Origin of the sequence: Parabacteroides sp. TM07-1AC, from assembly GCF_003480915.1 — a bacterium.
Classification (GTDB): domain Bacteria; phylum Bacteroidota; class Bacteroidia; order Bacteroidales; family Tannerellaceae; genus Parabacteroides; species Parabacteroides chongii.
Genome location: NZ_QUKD01000014.1, coordinates 52,847 through 71,510 on the forward strand (window position 1 = coordinate 52,847; position 18,664 = coordinate 71,510).

Annotated in this window: 16 protein-coding genes; 12 read left to right on the forward strand and 4 right to left on the reverse strand. The window is 44.7% G+C overall.

Going from position 1 to position 18,664, the window contains the following annotated elements; translation table 11 throughout:
- Positions 1-4: 4 nt before the first annotated feature.
- The 3 genes from DXD68_RS22045 (at position 5) to DXD68_RS22055 (ending at position 4,249) form a co-directional block, all read left to right on the forward strand.
- Positions 5-1,444, forward strand: coding sequence for a M56 family metallopeptidase (locus DXD68_RS22045; RefSeq protein WP_122363618.1), 1,440 nt, complete (start codon positions 5-7; stop codon positions 1,442-1,444).
- Between the two features lie 315 nt (positions 1,445-1,759).
- On the forward strand, positions 1,760-2,986 hold the full coding sequence (locus DXD68_RS22050; protein ID WP_233577270.1) for a tetratricopeptide repeat protein: 1,227 nt from the start codon (positions 1,760-1,762) through the stop codon (positions 2,984-2,986).
- Between the two features lie 66 nt (positions 2,987-3,052).
- Positions 3,053-4,249 (forward strand): 6-bladed beta-propeller, encoded by a 1,197-nt coding sequence (locus DXD68_RS22055; RefSeq protein ID WP_122363620.1) that lies wholly within the window; start codon positions 3,053-3,055, stop codon positions 4,247-4,249.
- A 131-nt stretch (positions 4,250-4,380) separates the two neighbouring features.
- Here the strand turns inward: DXD68_RS22055 and DXD68_RS22060 are convergent, their stop codons facing one another.
- The 3 genes from DXD68_RS22060 to DXD68_RS22070 are packed head-to-tail and all read right to left on the reverse strand — an operon-like array spanning position 4,381 to position 10,061.
- A complete protein-coding gene (locus DXD68_RS22060; RefSeq protein WP_122363621.1) occupies positions 4,381-5,742 on the reverse strand; it encodes an efflux transporter outer membrane subunit in 1,362 nt (453 codons plus the stop codon).
- A gap of 3 nt (positions 5,743-5,745) precedes the next feature.
- Entirely contained in the window at positions 5,746-8,940 is a 3,195-nt protein-coding gene (locus DXD68_RS22065) for an efflux RND transporter permease subunit (protein ID WP_122363622.1), read from the reverse strand.
- 11 nt (positions 8,941-8,951) lie between these two features.
- Positions 8,952-10,061: an efflux RND transporter periplasmic adaptor subunit gene (locus DXD68_RS22070; protein WP_122363623.1), complete on the reverse strand. Its 1,110-nt coding sequence runs from the start codon at positions 10,059-10,061 to the stop codon at positions 8,952-8,954.
- Positions 10,062-10,312: 251 nt separating this feature from the next.
- Here DXD68_RS22070 and DXD68_RS22075 point away from each other — a divergent pair, with 251 nt between their 5' ends.
- The 6 genes from DXD68_RS22075 (at position 10,313) to DXD68_RS22100 (ending at position 15,372) form a co-directional block, all read left to right on the forward strand.
- Complete coding sequence (locus DXD68_RS22075) at positions 10,313-11,569, forward strand: peptidase U32 family protein (protein WP_122363624.1); 1,257 nt, start codon at positions 10,313-10,315, stop codon at positions 11,567-11,569.
- Positions 11,569-11,979: an acyl-CoA thioesterase gene (locus tag DXD68_RS22080; protein WP_122363625.1), complete on the forward strand. Its 411-nt coding sequence runs from the start codon at positions 11,569-11,571 to the stop codon at positions 11,977-11,979. The genes DXD68_RS22075 and DXD68_RS22080 overlap by 1 nt, the downstream gene beginning before the upstream one ends.
- A gap of 8 nt (positions 11,980-11,987) precedes the next feature.
- Complete coding sequence (gene dprA, locus DXD68_RS22085) at positions 11,988-13,097, forward strand: DNA-processing protein DprA (RefSeq protein ID WP_122363626.1); 1,110 nt, start codon at positions 11,988-11,990, stop codon at positions 13,095-13,097.
- A 121-nt stretch (positions 13,098-13,218) separates the two neighbouring features.
- Positions 13,219-14,001 (forward strand): HipA family kinase, encoded by a 783-nt coding sequence (locus DXD68_RS22090; RefSeq protein WP_122363627.1) that lies wholly within the window; start codon positions 13,219-13,221, stop codon positions 13,999-14,001.
- Positions 13,979-14,362 carry a DUF3037 domain-containing protein gene (locus tag DXD68_RS22095; RefSeq protein WP_122363628.1) on the forward strand — a complete coding sequence of 128 codons (384 nt, stop codon included), beginning with the start codon at positions 13,979-13,981 and terminating at the stop codon, positions 14,360-14,362. Before DXD68_RS22090 ends, DXD68_RS22095 begins: the two co-directional genes overlap by 23 nt.
- Positions 14,363-14,859: 497 nt before the next feature.
- Positions 14,860-15,372, forward strand: coding sequence for a hypothetical protein (locus DXD68_RS22100; protein ID WP_122363629.1), 513 nt, complete (start codon positions 14,860-14,862; stop codon positions 15,370-15,372).
- 10 nt (positions 15,373-15,382) lie between these two features.
- Here DXD68_RS22100 and DXD68_RS22105 read toward each other — a convergent pair whose 3' ends face one another.
- Positions 15,383-16,432 carry a linear amide C-N hydrolase gene (locus DXD68_RS22105; RefSeq protein ID WP_122363630.1) on the reverse strand — a complete coding sequence of 350 codons (1,050 nt, stop codon included), beginning with the start codon at positions 16,430-16,432 and terminating at the stop codon, positions 15,383-15,385.
- Between the two features lie 212 nt (positions 16,433-16,644).
- Here DXD68_RS22105 and DXD68_RS22110 point away from each other — a divergent pair, with 212 nt between their 5' ends.
- The 3 genes from DXD68_RS22110 (at position 16,645) to DXD68_RS22120 (ending at position 18,605) form a co-directional block, all read left to right on the forward strand.
- Positions 16,645-17,232: an FKBP-type peptidyl-prolyl cis-trans isomerase gene (locus DXD68_RS22110; protein WP_122363631.1), complete on the forward strand. Its 588-nt coding sequence runs from the start codon at positions 16,645-16,647 to the stop codon at positions 17,230-17,232.
- 13 nt (positions 17,233-17,245) lie between these two features.
- On the forward strand, positions 17,246-17,953 hold the full coding sequence (locus DXD68_RS22115) for an FKBP-type peptidyl-prolyl cis-trans isomerase (RefSeq protein WP_122363632.1): 708 nt from the start codon (positions 17,246-17,248) through the stop codon (positions 17,951-17,953).
- A 184-nt stretch (positions 17,954-18,137) separates the two neighbouring features.
- The gene (locus tag DXD68_RS22120) at positions 18,138-18,605 is read left to right on the forward strand and encodes an Lrp/AsnC family transcriptional regulator (RefSeq protein WP_005860962.1); all 468 of its coding nucleotides are present in this window, start codon (positions 18,138-18,140) and stop codon (positions 18,603-18,605) included.
- Positions 18,606-18,664: the final 59 nt, after the last annotated feature.

Consider the following 18,664-nt stretch of genomic DNA (forward strand, 5'->3'; position numbering starts at 1 on the left):
GATTATGGGCACTTTACTTCTGTACATATTAAAATCCACCATTTGCCTGACCCTGTTTTATATCGGGTTCAAGGCATTGTTGAGTAATGATACATTCTTTCGCTTCAACCGTTGGGTGATGTTAGGTGGAATGAGTATATGTATGTTGTTGCCTGTATTCGGAATAAAGACGGCTGAACCGTTGCTAATCCAGCAACCCTTTATGCATCTGGAAGAGATGATCATGGGAGAGGGGACAAACTCTGTGGCTCTTTCCGGCGGGGCTTCGGGGATGAGAATCGTTCCGGCTGTCGAACCAGCTGTGGCCGTTGATTGGGGACAGCTTTTATTTTTTGCTTATTTGATTGGGGTTCTGATTTGTCTGACGGTCACGTTGTTGTCGTTCCGGAAAATGTTTGTTCTTATCCGGAGCGGACGAAAGTTGCAACAAGAGCGTTATACGTTGATATTGACCTCGGATACTGTTTCCCCGTTCAGTTGGGGACGATATATCATCTTGTCCGAGAATGATTACGAAAAGCATCCCGATGAGATCCTTACCCATGAAAAAATACATTTGGAATCCCGCCACTCTGTCGATCTGCTCTTTATGGAAGTAATACTCTGGCTTCACTGGTTCAATCCGGCTGCCTGGCTGTTGAAACGCGAACTGAAGGATATCCATGAATACCAGGCCGATAAGGGCGTACTTGCTCAAGGCATCGATGCAACAAAATATCAACTGTTACTCGTGAAAAAAGCTGTCGGCTCCAGCCTCTACACTCTTGCCAACAGCTTCAATCACAGTAAAATTAAAAAACGTATTACTATGATGTTAAAAGGTAAATCAAACAATTGGGCCCGGTTGAAGCTGCTGCTCCTGGTTCCCGTAGGACTTATCGTCCTCAATGCTTTTGCCCGTCCGGAAGTGAACCGGCAGTTGGAGACGCTTATCCAAAGCAAAGATAAGGATACTCCGCCGGAAGAACAACAGGATTTGAAAGAATTCTTTAAAACGGAGCTGTGCAAGTATGTGAATGATACGGCTGTAATGGCTTCTGCCGATAAGACCGCTGCATTTCTGAAAAAGAATACGAACGTGTATGAACTGTTTATGAATGCAAACAGTGTCATTTTATTGAAGTTCGATAAGATTCTTTCGGTCGAGGAATTGCCGGCTGTGCTGCAAGAACGGTTTGCTTCTGAGAAAAAGAACGGAAAGCCTGTCTCTTTTTATTTTAAACAGGATATAAATACACCGAAAGAAAAGGTCGAGCGTGCGTTGGAAATAGTCAAAGAGGCATTCCTACAGCAACAGGCAACCGTTGGGACGGATAAAGCCCCTTTCCTTTTGTTTGAAGACGGTGTGCATCATATGCTTTATTCGACGGAGAAAAAGAAGATACAGTTGCCCTCTGATAATAAGAGTGTACTTCCTCCTTCTAGTCCGGACGGTACGATTTAAGATAGTAGAGGAAGGCTTTCAATACGCTTTCCTCTACTTGTTTCATGCTATACTTTTAGTCTTTTCATCACTATTATTTATTATTTTTCTCCTATATTTCTTTTCTTTTGAGCAAGCATAAAATTAATTTTTAGCATGGTCGAAATTAATTTTAGGCTAGCTCGAAATTAAATTCAAGCATGCCAAAAAGAAAAAATATACCGTACTTTGCAACTAATATATAACGACCAAAAAACTAAATAATAAGGAACAAAACATTAAAAGTTCGCAAGTGAGGCGACAGAGTATAAGTAGAAGCTTGTATCTTTGTCGCTTATGATAGGGATATTCTTTTTTATTTGTCTGCTAGTCTCCTGCTCTTCCGAAGCCGGACGGCAAGAGACCATACCTGCCGAATCACTTCTCCGGCAGGCTGCATTCTATGAAGAACGGTTACAATATCTTCCTGCTTTAGCGATGTATCAACAGGCAGCGAGATTGGCTGAAAAGGAAAAAGACAGCGTTGCTTTATCTTCTGTTTACCGGAGGATGGGAAATATATACCGGAACCAATCCTTGAAGCATGAAGCGTTGCAATGCGAAAAAAAGGCCTTGTCTTACATCAGTAATGCCAACGATTCCCTGCGGATGGGGCTTTATCGGGAAATAGGCGATATCCATGCCTTGACCGGAGAGGCGGATAGTGCATGCTATTATTATCAGATAGGCGGTTGCCGGATCAGTCAGGCAAAGATATTACAACAGGGAGGACGCTGCCGGGAAGCCGAACTGTTATTGAAAGAGGAACTCGAACAAGATATTTCCGAAGAAGAGAAAGCGGAGCTCTGTCTGGCATTGGCTGACCTGAAAATATTTTCAGGCGAATTGGAAGAAGCAGAGGACTATCTAAGCCATGTGCCCGCTTCCCATCCACATGTATATGCTTCCCTGTCCCGGATTGCCGAGAGACGTGGAGACAGTCTGCAGGCTGACTTTTACCGAAAAAATTATTCCCATTATTTGTCTTCCCTGCGGCAGGAGAAAGAACAGAATCAGATAGCCCAGCTTCTTTTTACTTCTGAACAGAGAGTGTGGGAGAATCGTTTGTCGAATGCCGAAAAGACACAAAAAGGACAGGTCTTTTTCTGGATCGGTCTGCTGGCCGCTTGTGGAATCGGGGGCTGGAGCTATTTCCGTTACTGGAAGAAGAAGACTGTTGTTGCGTTGTCTGAAATAGAATTTCAATCATCTGAAGTGTATCAGCGTTTCCACAGAAAAGAAGAATGGAAGCCGGCTCCCAAAGACTGGGAAGAGTTGCTGCAGGCGGTGAACGGCACCTACCCCGAATTTCGTGAACGGCTGAAGAGGAAGATCCCGAAATTAAGTGAACAGGAATGGCGCATGTGTTGCCTGATTAAAATGGATGTTCCCCCTTCGGTAACCGCCATGCTGCTGTGTTGTACGAATCAGGCTATTTCGATGCGCCGTGTCCGCCTGTATCAGAAAATGACGGGAGAAAAGGGGACACCGGAGCTATGCGATGCCTTTATTCGTGATTTTTAAGCAGATGTGAACTGATGTGAAACCGAGAAAAGAGGCTTTCTTCTACTTTTGTCTGAAAAAAAGCGTATGAAAAAGGTATTGTTCGGGCTCATGGCAGCCATTCTTATTAGTACCGGATGCGGATCGAAAAAGTCTTCCGGTGAGTTGCTTCAGATCGATCTGACGGCAAAAGACTTTGCTTCCGGTCAGGTGGAAATAGCAGACGAGATAGAATCGGTCGAATACATTCCCCTGGAACTGACGGATGAATCTTTGATCGCCAATATATTGGATATAGCGGTTACCGATGAGTATATATTCGTTTATTCTACCCGTCAGGATGGTGTGTTGCAGTTCGACCGGAAAGGTCATTTTCTTCGTCGGATAGCGAAGACAGGAAACGGCCCGGGGGAAACGGGGCAGATCATATCGTTCACGGTTGATGAAGAAAACCGTCTGTTCTGTGTCAGTGAGTACTTCTCTACCTCTTTTTATTCTTTTTACGGAGAGTTTATCAAGAAGATAACAAGTTTGCATCCTTATTCTTACCAGCTTTCCGTCGGACCGAACGTGATGGCCGAATTGGGCAGAATGTATGTTCCGTTGAATGTTCCGGGTATGTTCAGTCTGGGAATCTTTAACTGGGCGACGGATGATACGATCGCGCTTCGCCCGACCATTGGGAATATGAACCTGATGCCGTTGGAAGAAACCAGTCTGAAAGGATGGATATATAACGGAAGCATGGACGGTTGGTTTTGCTATTCAGAAGGAACCGATACGGTCTGGAATGTGAATGCCAAAACGATTTCACCGGCTTTCCTTGTCAACAACGGCTATTCTGCATCGGAGGAAAAGGAGATGCGTTCGTCTAAAACCGGAAACGCATCTGTCGACGGCACATACAGCGTTTTTAATATCTTCGAAACGCCCCGTTCTTATTTTGCTAAATGCTTCCAAAGCTCCAATGAATCTAAATTCTTTTTATATCGACTGGATAAGCAGACTGGTGCCTTGAGTCGTGAAGCATCAGATATTGACGCTATGGAACTATTCGAACACAACAGGGCGCTGACCGGCATCGGAGTCCGCAACGAAACGGACGGCGGACTTCCTGTCTGGCCTTTTTTCTCTTATCCGGCTAAGAAGCTGATGATACAGGTGAATACAGCAGTAGAAATTGAATATCTGAAAGAAAAAGATCCGAAGTTGAAGAAACATCCTGTGTTGCAGAAAATAACAGAAGAATCGAATCCGCTGGTCACTATTTATCATTTGCGCTAATAAAAGGCACGAATAAATTTTGCCTACAATAAAAGATCCTGTTTCTTTAAGAAACCAAAGTGTTCTTATTGAAACAGGACCGATTGTAAATTAAGGTTTGGTTAAAGTATTATGAATTCTCAAATGTTACTTTATTCTCTGCCGCCACCCAACGCATGATAGAGGTTTATCATGCTTTGTATCTCGGTGAACCGGTTGGCGGTTTGTGACAATTGTGCACTTAACAGTGATTGGCGGGCTGTCAGTACTTCCAGATAGGTATTTGTTCCGTATTCCATCAATAAGGAGGTACTCTGCAACGCTTTTTCCAAAGACGTAATTTGTTTCTCGTACAAGGCTGTCTTTGCTTTGCTGCTTTGGCAAGCCACCAATGCATCGTTGACTTCACTTCCGGCATTCAAAAGAGCCTGCTGGAATGCCAGGCTGGCTTCTTCCTGCTGGGCTTTGGCTATGCGATATTGAGCTGTGATTTGTCCTTTGTTGAACAAAGGCTGCGTCAATGAACCGACAGCCGATGCCAGGAATTTACCCGGATTGACAATCATGCCTCCGGCCGAGTTGGTCCAACCGGCGCTTCCGCTCAACACGATAGAGGGGTAGAAAGCTGCACGCGCTTGATTTGTTGCATAGAAAGCCTGTTCCAATGAACGTTCGGCTGAACGGACATCAGGACGGTTTGCCAACAACTGCATAGGGATTCCGACAGCTACATCTTCCGGGAACTGCTGTTCGGCCAATTTGCCGCGCTCGTACCGACGAGGAGTTTCAGCAAGCAATAACGAAAGGCTGTTTTCTACCTGATTGATTTGTTCTTTCAGGTTGACTATGGATGTTTGCACACTGTAGTAGGCAGCTTCCATTTGTGAAGTGGCTGCCTCGTTTGCTAAACCGGCATCCATCAATGCACGAGTAGAAGCTACCGCCTCTTTCCAGGACTCTTCCGTTTGTTGAGAGATTAATAACTGCTCATCCAGCATCAATAGCGTATAATAGGTGTTTGCTATTCCGGCAATCAGTTGGGTACGGATGGCCTGCTGATAGTCTTTGCTTTGGGCGTATAACGCTTTTGCTTGTTGCTTGGCATTGCGCAGACGTCCGAAAATGTCTAATTCCCAGCTGGCAGTGACAGGCAATGTATATGTTTGAGTTGCTTTGCCACCATCGAAACTGCTTACTGTTCCTTGTGGAGTAAGGGCCAGTGAAGGCAAAAAGGCCAGTTTTGCCGACAGCAATGATGCTTCCGCTTCTTCCACTCTCAGTTGGGCGGACAAAAGGTCTGTATTGTTTTGCAACCCCTGTTCGATAAGTGTTTGCAGCTGCGGGTCTGTAAAAAGTTCCCGCCAGTTGATATTACCGAAGTTTGTTGTATCATCGATGACCACCTCTTCTCCGTATAAATTATCCGGAGTTGTTGTAGCCGGTTGATATTTGGTGTATATGCCGCAACTACTAAGTAAGGCAGTTGCGGTTGTCAATACAATTATTTTCTTCATATATTAATTATTTTCATTGTTTAAACTGTCGCGCTCGGCTTGGCTTTTTTGTTTTTCCAACGCGACCTGGACATCGGTTTCCACTTCCATCGGCGGGCGAATCTTTTCTTGCAGATACTCGAAAATGATATAGAATACCGGTACAACAAACAATAAGGCCAATGTTCCGACAGCCATACCACCGACAACGCCTGTTCCCAATGAACTGTTACCGTTGGCACCGGCTCCGGAAGCGAACATCAGCGGAAGCATACCGAAAATCATGGTAAGTACGGTCATCAGGATCGGACGCAGACGGGCCTGTGCTGCCGAATAGGCCGATTCTACGATGCCCATTCCCTGGCGGCGACGCTCGATGGCAAACTCTGTAATCAAAATAGCCGTTTTAGCTAAAAGACCAATTAACATAATTACACCAGTCTGCAAGTAAATATTGTTTTCCAATCCGAATAATTTAGCGAACAGGAATGAACCCATCAAGCCAAACGGTACGGAAAGGATAACCGCCCAAGGCACAAGGAAGCTTTCGTAAAGACAAGCCAGAATCAAGTAGATAAGCAAGATACAGACGGCATAGATAAAGAGTGTTTGAGAACCTCCGCTACTAGCCTCTTCTCGTGCCATACCACCATATTCGTAACCGTAGCCTGTAGGTAACATTTGTGCGGCCACCTCTTCAATAGCTTTCTGTACTTCACCTGTAGAATAGCCCGGAACCGGATTTACATTCACTGTGATACAGCTAAACAGGTTGAAACGGTTGGCGACTTCCGGGCCTAACACGCGTTTGAGCGTTACAAACTGGCTAATCGGGGCCATTTCTGTACCGTTTCTTACGAACATGTTGTTCAGCGCTTGTTCATCCAAACGATATTCCGGTGAAGCCTGCGACATGACGCGATATACTTTTCCGAATTGGTTGTAGTTGGAAACGTAGGCACCACCGCAATAACTGCCCAGTACATCAAGCACTGTCGAAGGTGAAATACCCGCACGTTTACATTTGGCAGCATCTACATCCACTGCAATTTGGGGGAAGTTCATAGCATACGAAGTATAAGCCATAGCCACTTCCGGACGCTGGTTTAATGCTCCGATATATTGCATGGCTTTTTGGTAGAACGTGCCCATATCCCCTCCGGTACGATCCTGCAAGTTAAGCTCAATGGAGTTACCCATACCGTAACCCGGAATCATACCTGGCTGGAAGCAGAATATCTGCGCCTCTTTGATTTGAGCGAATTGTGCATTCAATCGGGTGATTACGGCATCGGAAACATGTTCGCTGCCTTTACGCTCACTCCAGTCTTTCAAACGGATGATAGCCATACCGTAAGATGTACCCTGACCAGCCAGGAAACCGTAACCGGCTACTCGGGAGTAGTGTTCTATTTCAGGGGTGTTTTTGAGGATGTTTTCTACCTTGTCCAACACCTTGGTCGTCTCTGCCAACGTACTACCCGGAGCAATCGCCACGTTGGCCATGATAGTTCCTTGGTCTTCCTGAGGAACAAGACCTGTTTTGGTACTGCTGATCAACCATCCTAATAAGACGATAGCTCCTACCATACCAACCCACACCATCCAACGGTGGTGGATAAAGAACATCACTCCTTTTTTGTATTTGCCCAATACGGCGTTGAACGAAGCATTATAAGCGGCGCGTACCCGTCCGTTGAAACTTTTGGCACTCTTGGTACCATCACTAGGACGCATCATCATGGCACAAAGAGCCGGACAGAGTGTTAAGGCACAAATCATCGAAAGACCTACGGAGGTTGCCATCGTCACGCCAAACTGCGTATAGAAGATACCGGATGTTCCTCCCATAAAAGTAACCGGAATAAACACGGCCATGAACACACATGTACAAGAAATAACGGCCATGGTTACATCCCCCATCGCATCTTTCGTAGCCTGATAAGCCGATTGATAACCGGCATCGAATTTGGCTTGCACGGCCTCTACCACCACGATGGCATCATCCACCACCGTACCGATGGCAAGCACCAATGCAAACAGGGTCAGGATGTTGATTGTGAACCCGGCAGCTGTTAAGCAAGCAAATGTACCGATCAGTGAAACAATGATGGCGATAGAAGGAATAAGCGTACTCTTGAAGTCCTGCAGGAAGAAATATACCACCAAGATTACAAGTATGATGGCGACGATCAATGTCTCTACTACATTATATATAGAAGCGAAAAGGAAGTCGTTGGAACTCATCATCGTGATAAATTCCATACCGGCGGGCAATTCCTTTTCTATCTCTTTCAATTCGGCGGCAATGCGTTCGTTTACTTCTGTCGCATTAGAACCTGCCACTTGGTAAATTAAGAATGTTACGGCAGGTTTACCGTCCATCTGACTGTCGAAACCATAGCTCAATGTTCCCAATTCTACTTTGGCCACATCTTTCAGACGCAACACGGAGCCATCTTCTTGGGCACGGACAACGATGTTTTGAAATTCTTCCACGCTTTTCAAACGTCCGCGATATTTCATGGTGTATTGGAATACATTCTTTGAGTTTTCACCTAATGAACCGGTAGGTGCTTCGATATTTTGTTCTCCCAGAATAGAAGTCACGTCTGAGGGTATCAATCCATATTGAGCCATACGTTCGGGATTCAACCAGATACGCATACTATAGGTATCGCCCAACTCCATAACGTCACCAACGCCTTCGATACGTTTGATACGTGGCACAACGTTAATATCCAGGTAGTTTCCGAGGAATGTCTTGTCATAGCGTCCGTTTGAACTGACAAGTGCATCGATTTGTAAGAAACTGGTCTGACGTTTCTGTGTGCTGACACCGATACGGGTTACTTCGGCAGGTAATAAACCTTGTGCTTTTGTTACGCGGTTTTGGACGTTGACGGCTGCCATATCGGGGTCTGTCCCTTGTTTGAAGTACACTTCGATAGTCGCCGAACCTGCATTGGTGGCTGTGGAAGTCATGTACATCATATTTTCCACACCATTGATACTTTCTTCCAGTGGCATAATGACACTGTTCATCACGGCATCAGCATCTGCTCCGGTATAGCTTGCCGATACATGGACCGTAGGAGGGGCAATATCCGGATATTGCTCGACCGGCAAGGTAAAGAGCGAAATGAGTCCTATCGCCAAAATAAGAATGGAGATAGATATGGCCATAACAGGCCGTTTGATAAAAATATTTCCTTTCATATTTTGCTGATTTATTTTACTTGTGTTCCTTCACGTACCAATCCGGCTCCTTCGGATACAATTTCTTCGCCGACCTTAAGCCCGTCGAGTACGATATATTCACGGCCGTCGCTGATTTCAGCAACGGTAATTAATGTAGAAACGGCCTTGCCATCGACTACTTTGTAAACAAGGGTTTTATCTTGCAAACGGACTGTTGCGCCTTGTGGGATAACGATGCAGTCTGTGTAGGTTTGCGGAATGAGTACATTGCCGGATGCTCCGCTATGGAGCAGGCGGGATTCATTCGGGAATACGGCTCTAACGCCTACCGTACCGGTTTTGCGGTCGATCACTCCGCTGATAGATTCAATTTTCCCTTTCTGCTCATAAACAGACTGGTCGTTCAGTTTCAATGTGACTTCCGGCATATTGGCCAACGCTTCATCCATGCTTTTGTACTGACGGCTCATGGCCAACAGCTGGTTTTCCGTCATGGAGAAGTACACATACATGTTTGAATTGTCGGAAACAGTTGTCAACGGCTGCGGAATATTGGCACTGACCAATGCTCCGGCACGATAAGGCAGCATACCGACTACTCCGTCGCTTGGACTTTTTACTTCTGTATAAGAAAGGTTGTTTTTTGCATTTAACTCCTGTGCTTCTGCCTGTGACAGTTGCGCTTTGGCTGTCAGGTAATTGTTTTGGCTTGTTTTCAGATTGAATTCGGAAACAACTTTTTTGGCAAACAGTTCTTTTGTGCTGTTGTAATTCAATTCGGCAGTACCTAAAGCTGCTTTTGCAACCTCAACGTTGGCTTGAGCCGTTTTCAAAGCTGCCTTATAAGGTACTTGGTCGATTACAAAAAGTAACTGTCCTTTTCGTACAACCTGTCCTTCTGTTACGCAGAGTCGTTCGATAGTTCCTGATACTTGCGGATAAATATCTATATCTTGGCGACCGCGAATAGACGCTGAATAGGGCATGGTCAGCTCCCTATTGGCTGTTGAAACTTTCATTGTTGCGTAAGACGCTTTCATCTGTGCATCCGACGTCTCTTTTTTACAGGATGTCATCCACATTGTCGTACAACCAATAATCATCATCAGCTGTATCCATCTTGCTTTTGCTTGTATCATATGTCTTAATTTGTTAAATGCCGCAAAATTAACAGATAAATGTGGGAAAAAAATTGTCTGAATGTCTATATAGATATTCTATATTTATAATATATAGGAATTTTAAGAGAATAAAATCTAATGAAATAAAATAAATATGTGATATTATTATGTGCATTGTCCGATGCCGGATAAAAAGTTAACTGGTTTTATCTTAGAAGTATGCGAAGAAAGCCGTATCTTTGTAGTTTCTAATTTAAAACCAAACAGCTTTGAACGAGAAAGATTTTGAAATAATGGCGCCGGTCGGCTCGTATGAGTCGTTGATGGCAGCTATCCAGGGAGGAGCCGACTCCATCTACTTCGGCATTGAAGGACTGAATATGCGTTCGCGCTCTTCCAATAATTTCACCACGGACGATTTGCGTAAGATTGTCTCCATCTGTAAGGAACACGGTATTAAGAGTTATTTGACGGTTAATACGGTTATTTACGGGGAAGACCTGGCATTGATGCGTGAAATCATCGATGCGGCAAAGGAAGCGGAAGTCTCTGCAATTATTGCGGCAGACGTGGCAGCCATGAGCTATGCGAACCGGATCGGGCAGGAAGTTCACCTGTCTACCCAGCTGAATATATCGAATGTGGAGGCGCTGAAGTTCTATGCCCAGTTTGCCGATGTGGTGGTGCTGGCGCGCGAATTGAATCTGAAACAGGTAGCCGAAATCTACAAACAGATTGTAGAACAGCAGATAACCGGTCCGAGAGGCGAACTGATCCGTATCGAGATGTTTGCCCACGGAGCCTTGTGTATGGCTGTTTCCGGTAAATGCTATTTGAGCCTGCATGAAATGAATGCGTCCGCCAACCGGGGTGCTTGCATGCAGATCTGCCGCCGCGGATATACGGTGAAAGATAAGGACAGCAATATCGAACTGGATATAGAAAACCAATATATCATGTCGCCCAAAGACCTGAAAACGATCCATTTCATGAACAAGATGATGGATGCAGGCGTGCGGGTATTCAAGATCGAAGGCCGTGCCCGCGGACCGGAATATGTGCGTCTCGTGACTGAATGTTATAAAGAAGCAGTGAAGGCTTATTGCAGTGGAACATATGATGAAGAAAAGATCGCCGTCTGGGACGAGCGTCTGAAAAGCGTCTTCAACCGGGGCTTTTGGGACGGCTATTATTTGGGACAGCGTTTGGGGGAATGGAGCAGCAAGTATGGTTCCGGTTCGACCAAAAAGAAAGTATATGTGGCGAAAGGCATCAAATACTTCAGCGGCATCGGTGTGGCTGAATTTGAAATGGAATCGGGCTCGCTGAAAGCGGGAGATGAGATTCTGATCACAGGCCCGACAACCGGTGCGGTGATGCAGACCATCGATGAGATACGTGTCGACCTGAAGCCGGTGGAAGAAACCGTAAAAGGCGAGCGTTTCTCCTTCAAAGTATCTGAAAAGGTACGCCCTTCCGACCGCCTGTATAAAATGGTACCTAACAACGATAAAGAACTGAAATAATGAAAGAGTATATTTTTAAACTGACAGACAAGGTGCGCGACTATGAATGCGACCTGCAGGGAGTAGTGAACAACTCCAACTATCAGCATTATATGGAACATACCCGTCATGAGTTCCTCGAATCGCTGGGCGAGAATTTCGGAGCCATGCACGATAAAGGGGTGGACGGCTTCGTCTCTCATGTGGAGATCGATTATAAAACATCCTTGAAGAGCGGCGACAGTTATATCTCCTGCCTGAATGTGTATAAGAAAGGCGTGAAACTGGTTTTTGAACAGGATATCTATCGGGCTTCGGACGGTGTGCTGGCTACCAAAGGGAAAGTTGAGTCTGTTGTTGTGCAGGACGGCAAGCTGACCCGCGGCGAATATTTCGACGAAATGCTTAAAAGGATACAGGATAAACTATGAGATAGATTATGACAGACAACCGGATTTACCAAATTGGCTTAACTATGATAAACGGGGTAGGAGATATCCTGGCCCGTCAGCTTCTGCAAACCTGTGGTGATGCGGAAGCCGTTTTTACGGAGACACAACATGTATTGGAGAAGATTCCGGGTTTCGGTTCGGCTACGGCCGCTGCTGTCAAACGCCCGGAAGTCCTTCTGCAAGCGGAAAAAGAGTTAGCCTTTATCGAAAAGAACCAGCTCACCTGTTATTTCCTGACAGATGAGAATTACCCGAAACGTTTGAAGGAGTGCTCTGATGCTCCGGTGCTTCTCTATTTTAAAGGCGGTGCCGATCTGAATGCTTCTCGTATTATCAGTATTGTTGGAACCCGTCATGCAACGGAGTATGGCAGGGCGATGACGGACGAACTGGTACACACCCTTTCGCTTTCTATCCCGAACTTACTGATCGTAAGCGGACTGGCTTATGGTATCGACGTATGTGCCCATCGGGCTGCGCTTAAAGCGAATTTGCCGACGGTAGGTGTACTGGCTCACGGGTTGGATCGTATTTATCCGCCTTCGCATCGTTCCGTAGCAGTGGATATGTTGGACCGCGGAGGTTTGCTGACCGAATTTCGTAGTGGAACGGAACCGGATAAGCCAAACTTTGTACGGCGTAACCGGATTGTTGCCGGTATGGCGGATGCGACGGTCGTGATAGAATCTGCCGAGAAAGGCGGCTCGCTGATCACTGCCGATCTTGCTTTCTCCTATGGACGGGATGTCTACGCATTTCCCGGTCGGGTAAACGATCTCCATTCAAAAGGCTGCAATGCCTTGATCCGGCAGAATAAGGCTGGGCTGATAACTTCCGCTTCCGACCTTATCTCGGCGCTTTGCTGGGATATAAAGGAAACAGCTTCTTCCCTCCCTGCTCAGACTGAATTGTTTTTCGGGGAAGATGAGCGGACAGCACCGGTAATAACCGTTCTCCGTGAAAGAGGCGAGATGCATATCGACCAACTGGCTGTTGCATTGAATCTGCCTGTCCGTGAACTGTCATCTTTGCTCTTTGAACTGGAGATGAACGGTTTGATCAGGACTTTGCCGGGAAATATCTACCGGCTTGCCTAACGGTTACATCTCATAACTTATTTCAATTAAAACAACCGCCTGTTTATATTGTTTTAGAGATGTTGATTGTTTCTTTTGTGTAAACAGGAAGTATCTTTATCTTTGTCAAAAGCATTTGAATATGGAATTGCGAACAGCGAATGTGATCAGATATATTATGCCTTTACGGGAAGGCGGTTCGTTGCCGGCTTTGGCTGAAGCCGACGATGAATATAAATATGTAGTAAAGTTCCGTGGCGCCGGTCATGGAACCAAAGCGCTTATTGCCGAACTGATCGGTGGTGAAGTCGCACGTGCACTAGGCTTTCGTGTTCCGGAGCTGGTCTTCCTAAATCTGGATGAGGCTTTCGGACGAACGGAAGGTGATGAGGAGATACAGGATTTGTTACAGGCGAGCCGTGGTCTGAACCTGGGATTACATTTCCTGTCGGGCGCACTGACATTCGATCCGGTAGTTAATAAGGTAGGAGAAAAGCTGGCCTCGCAGATCGTCTGGTTGGATGCCTTGCTGACCAACGTGGACCGTACGACCCGCAATACCAATATGCTGATGTGGCATAAGGAATTGTGGCTGATCGATCATGGTGCATCGCTTTACTTCCATTATTCATGGTCGAACTGGCACAAACACGCTTTGAGTCCGTTTATCCAGATCAAGGATCATGCTTTGTTGCCGGAGGCCGGTAAGCTGGAAGAAGTGAATGCCGAGTTCGAACGTTTGCTTACTCCGGAAAAGGTTCGTGAGATCGTCTCCCTGATTCCGGACGACTGGCTGCATTGGAGTGAAAGTCCCGGTATGCCGCAGGAGATAAGAGAAGTCTATATTGAATTTTTGACAGAAAGGATTGCCCATTCCGAAACATTTATAAAAGAAGCACAAGATGCAAGGAAAGCACTTATATGAATACGCCGTTATCCGTTTTGTTCCCCGGGTGGAACGTGAGGAGTTTATTAATGTAGGTATTATCATGTTCTCGAAACAGGCCCGCTTTATAAAGGCGCGTTATCAGGTGGACGAGAAGAAGCTCCGTCTGTTTTCCTCAGAGCTGGATATGGATTCGTTGTATGCTGCTCTGAAAGTATTCGATCATATCTGTTCGGGGGCAAAGAGCGCAGGTCCTATCGCTGCCATGGATATCCCTGAACGTTTCCGCTGGCTGACGGCTGTGCGCAGTTCTTCGATACAGACATCCCGTCCGCATCCCGGCTTTTCCTGCGATCTGGAGGCGACGTTCGAGAAGCTGTATGCCGAGTTGGTGATCTAGTCTATATCGGATATTTCAGCAAAGAAAGTCTATTTTAATTGTTAATTTTAGCAGTTTTTGCCAGTATTGTATATAGTTTTATTTTAGCTAACACTTTTTGGCGAAAGGGGCTTTTATGCTTAACATATATTGTCTGTAAAAAGCTTGACAAATGCTTGCTGCAGGCGTATCTTTGTACTGTGGTTTTTTCATAATAGTATTAGATTTAAGGTTAACAAAGTTTGATTAGGGCTTGTCGTGAGACAGGCTTTAATTGTTTATGGAGGTTTGCTATTGGAGCAAACCTTTTTTGTTTATACGATCCGAATATTTTTTCCGGAATAAGGAATTGAAATGAACTTTTGTTTTTTATTCCCTGTATATGAAATAAAGAAACCGGGACCAGGGGAGACGGGAAAAGGAGGTATTAATTTTATCCGTAATGTTTCTGTTATATTCTTTTAATTGGTTACATTTGCGAAAGATCAGTGATTCAGTTATTTAGAAATTAGATTATAATGATGTCCTTTTTTATTTACTTTTTTATTATTGTGGTGGGGATTGTGGCTTTGATTTGTATTGTTGGCCTTCTTCTGCCGAATGAAAGAACCGCAACCAGCGAATGCTATTACAATGCATCGCCGGAAAAGGTTTATAATGCGCTGACGAATAACGCAGATTGTGGTTATCGCAGCGATTTGGAAAAGGTGGTCATTATAGAAGAAAATGATGGGATAGAAGTTTGGGATGAGATCGCGAAGAATGGTTCCGTCATTCGTTTCCGGACAGCCAATAAACAGCCTTATTCGTTGTATGAGTTTGATATTATCCGGGGGAACGGATTCACCGGCCATTGGAAAGGTGAATTGAAGTCAACCAGTACAGGCGGAACGCATTTTACATCAACGGAAACCATTCGGATAAAAAATCCTATCATCAAACTCCTTTCCTACTTGTTTTTCGATTTGGAGAAGTTCATGCATACCTATCAAAATGACCTTCGGGTGAAGTTGAGTGAGGATATTGCATAAAAAAGGGAGCTTAATGAGCTCCCAGGAATTTAAAAGGTTTAGTAGTAACAAACTGATCTGCCGTATTACCGGCATACGTTTTGCCGCTCACGAGATCCAGCATTTTCACGGATGCCTTTTCTGAAAAATCCACATCCTTGAGATTCACCCAGAAGATATTGGGATGGATAGTCGATTCATAATAATAGACTTTATTTTTCTGATCGGAGACCGTTCTCCATATCGTCGATGAAATATTCGGCTGGTCAGGTGTTGTGATTCCTAACGGAACAGATGTGTTGCGGATCACACTGAATACGCTAGCCACTGCTGTACGCATGTCTTCTACTTTCGGGATGGCATTGATATAGAAAGAAGCACGTACAAAACGGTCGGCAGCCCGGTTGGTTCCGGGTAAGAAAGTCGTCCCTCCGATGTTCTTCCAGTAATCGTCCAAAGCCAACTGCTGATCGAAAACAGGTGAGTTTGTCATGACCTGGTAGGATTTGTCGTGATGGATGTTTAACTTGCCGTCTACATATTCAAAGATTGCATTGTCACCTTTATCGTCAGAGATGGAAAGATGCAATGTCGCCATCCGGGTACCATCCGGCATCATATCCGATACCACTTCGAATGTCCCTTTTTCGACAAAAGCGACTGCCTCATCCACTGTTGCAAAATTATCCAGCATATACTGAACCCAGGCAGCAATGGACAATCCCGGTTTCTTCCCGTCCCATTGCGGGTATTCCGATTCAGCCAGCCAAAGCAAGTTGGCTACCAGTCCTTTTTCATTCATTCCGTCCGTACTGCAGATATCGTAGGCTGAAGTCACTACACTGCCATATTTGGAAGTCCATTCCAGAGGATTTTTACCTATTTCGCCGTTACGCTGCATTCCCCGCGGAAATATCCAAAGGTTGCTGCGGGTGTCTTCTTTCCAGTCCATGGTCCGTCCCGTCAATACTGTATTATCTTTTCCCTGATAGACAACTCTGGTGCAGGCATCTGCCGGATTAAACTGTGCACTAGCCGTGATTGCAGCCAGCGCTATTCCCCATTTCTTAATGTGTCTCATAACCTTATCGTTTTAATATATAAACGATTTGTCTGTCAGAATGTTTAGAAAAACAGGGGGTATGGCGAATGATCTTTTGGCCTGCTGTGGAATAGTTTCAATGCTTTCTCCCCATAACAGATGCAAAAGTAATAAAAAAGTACCTTTTGATGACGTTTGTGTAGTTAAAAGCATTACTTTTGTAGCTTGTAATTAGTTGAAAACGAAAAAGAATGGATAAAGTAAGTTATGCACTTGGCTTAAGTATCGGAAATAATTTCCAGAACTCGGGCATTAATGATCTTCAAATTGAAGACTTTGTAAAAGGATTAAAAGATATTTTGGGTGACCAGACTCCTGAAATCAGTTATGACGAAGCTAAGCAGGTGATCAACGATTACTTCATGAAGCTGCAAAAAGAAAAATTTGAGATCAATAAGAAAGCAGGCGAAGAATTCCTGAACATTAATAAAGGAAAAGCAGGCGTTGTAACGCTGCCCAGCGGATTGCAATATCAGGTACTTCAGAAAGGTGAAGGCCCGACACCGACTGCTTCCGACAGCGTAAAATGTCATTATCACGGAACTTTAATCAACGGTACAGTGTTTGATAGTTCAGTACAGCGCGGTGAACCGGCTGTATTCGGAGTATCACAGGTAATCCCGGGATGGGTGGAAGCATTGCAGCTGATGCCGGTAGGTTCCAAATGGAGACTGTTCATTCCTTCCAACCTGGCTTATGGCGAGCACGGAGCAGGAGAAGCTATCGAGCCGAACAGCGCATTGGTGTTTGATGTTGAATTATTGGACATAGTAAAATAATTTATAGAGAAAAATGAAAAAGATTAATGTTTTAGTTGCTACGGTTATTGTAGCGTTGGGCGTTTCTGCCACATCTTGTGACTCAAAAAGAAGTGCGAGCCTGAAAACTGGTGCGGATAGCGCGAGCTATGCAATCGGTATTGCGAACGGAAGTATGTTCAAACAGAATCTGGAAGGTATGCCTGGCGGTCCTGTGAATATAGACGATCTGTTGGCAGGTTTCGAAGCAGCTTTGAAGAGCGACACTACTGGTGCGAAGATGACTATGGAACAGGCTCAGGCTTATCTGAATACTTATTTCGTAGAGGCTCAGGCTAAAGAAGCCCAAAAAGCAAAAGATGAAGGTGATAAATTCCTTGCTGAAAACAAAACGAAAGAAGGCGTTATCACAACAGAAAGCGGCTTGCAATATAAAGTAGAAACTGAAGGTACAGGTGCAAAACCTACAAAAGAAGATAAAGTAAAAGTACATTATACGGGTACATTACTGGATGGAACTACATTCGATAGCTCTGTAGAACGTGGTGAACCGGCTGAGTTCGGTGTAGACCGTGTGATTCCGGGATGGACAGAAGTTCTGCAGATCATGCCGGTTGGTTCTAAATATATAGTTTGGGTTCCTTCTGAACTAGGTTATGGCCAACAGCCTCCTCGCGGAAGCAATATCAAACCGAACAGCGTTTTGAAATTTGAAGTAGAATTATTGGATATCGTAAAATAAGGCGATAAAAAGAAACTCTACATTTTGTAGATAAAGAGGCGGGTAAATTATGCTAAAAAGCATTATTTGCCCGCTTTTATTATTTATTTACTACTTTTTTTCTTTCAGAATGATAGATTGTTGAAAATAATTATATACTTTTGATATATAAATAACAAGAGCGTATAATAAAGCGATAGAGAAGATGGAGAAAATAGACAAACTGGACCGGCAGATATTGAACATTATTTCAAAGAATGCCAGGATTCCTTTCAAGGATGTAGCTGAAGAGTGTGGCGTGTCGCGTGCAGCCATTCATCAACGGGTACAGCGCATGATTGATATGAATGTGATCGTTGGGTCGGGTTATCATATTAATCCTAAGATTCTGGGATATAACACCTGTACATACATCGGGGTAAAGTTGGAACGCGGTTCCATGTATAAAGATGTAGTACCTGAGTTCGAGAAGATACCGGAGGTGGTTGAATGTCATTTTACAACAGGTCCGTATACTATGCTGATCAAATTGTATGCACGCGACAATGAGCACCTGATGGAATTGTTAAACTCTAAGATTCAAGAAATACCGGGTGTTACGGCTACAGAAACATTGATATCTTTGCGTCAGAGTGTAAAACGCGAGATTCCTATCTGCAACATAAACGAATAAAATATTCTAAAAAATAGAAGCCCGGCCTCCTGGTGAGTAGCCGGGCTTTTTTATATTCA

Excerpts from the sequence above, each read along its gene's own strand:
- DXD68_RS22045 (WP_122363618.1), top strand. The coding sequence starts at position 5 with ATGGGCACTTTACTTCTGTACATATTAAAATCCACCATTTGCCTGACC.
- DXD68_RS22050 (WP_233577270.1), top strand. The coding sequence starts at position 1,760 with ATGATAGGGATATTCTTTTTTATTTGTCTGCTAGTCTCCTGCTCTTCC.
- DXD68_RS22055 (WP_122363620.1), top strand. The coding sequence starts at position 3,053 with ATGAAAAAGGTATTGTTCGGGCTCATGGCAGCCATTCTTATTAGTACC.
- DXD68_RS22060 (WP_122363621.1), bottom strand. The coding sequence starts at position 5,742 with ATGAAGAAAATAATTGTATTGACAACCGCAACTGCCTTACTTAGTAGT.
- DXD68_RS22065 (WP_122363622.1), bottom strand. The coding sequence starts at position 8,940 with ATGAAAGGAAATATTTTTATCAAACGGCCTGTTATGGCCATATCTATC.
- DXD68_RS22070 (WP_122363623.1), bottom strand. The coding sequence starts at position 10,061 with ATGATACAAGCAAAAGCAAGATGGATACAGCTGATGATGATTATTGGT.
- DXD68_RS22080 (WP_122363625.1), top strand. The coding sequence starts at position 11,569 with ATGAAAGAGTATATTTTTAAACTGACAGACAAGGTGCGCGACTATGAA.
- dprA (WP_122363626.1), top strand. The coding sequence starts at position 11,988 with ATGACAGACAACCGGATTTACCAAATTGGCTTAACTATGATAAACGGG.
- DXD68_RS22090 (WP_122363627.1), top strand. The coding sequence starts at position 13,219 with ATGGAATTGCGAACAGCGAATGTGATCAGATATATTATGCCTTTACGG.
- DXD68_RS22095 (WP_122363628.1), top strand. The coding sequence starts at position 13,979 with ATGCAAGGAAAGCACTTATATGAATACGCCGTTATCCGTTTTGTTCCC.
- DXD68_RS22100 (WP_122363629.1), top strand. The coding sequence starts at position 14,860 with ATGATGTCCTTTTTTATTTACTTTTTTATTATTGTGGTGGGGATTGTG.
- DXD68_RS22105 (WP_122363630.1), bottom strand. The coding sequence starts at position 16,432 with ATGAGACACATTAAGAAATGGGGAATAGCGCTGGCTGCAATCACGGCT.
- DXD68_RS22110 (WP_122363631.1), top strand. The coding sequence starts at position 16,645 with ATGGATAAAGTAAGTTATGCACTTGGCTTAAGTATCGGAAATAATTTC.
- DXD68_RS22115 (WP_122363632.1), top strand. The coding sequence starts at position 17,246 with ATGAAAAAGATTAATGTTTTAGTTGCTACGGTTATTGTAGCGTTGGGC.
- DXD68_RS22120 (WP_005860962.1), top strand. The coding sequence starts at position 18,138 with ATGGAGAAAATAGACAAACTGGACCGGCAGATATTGAACATTATTTCA.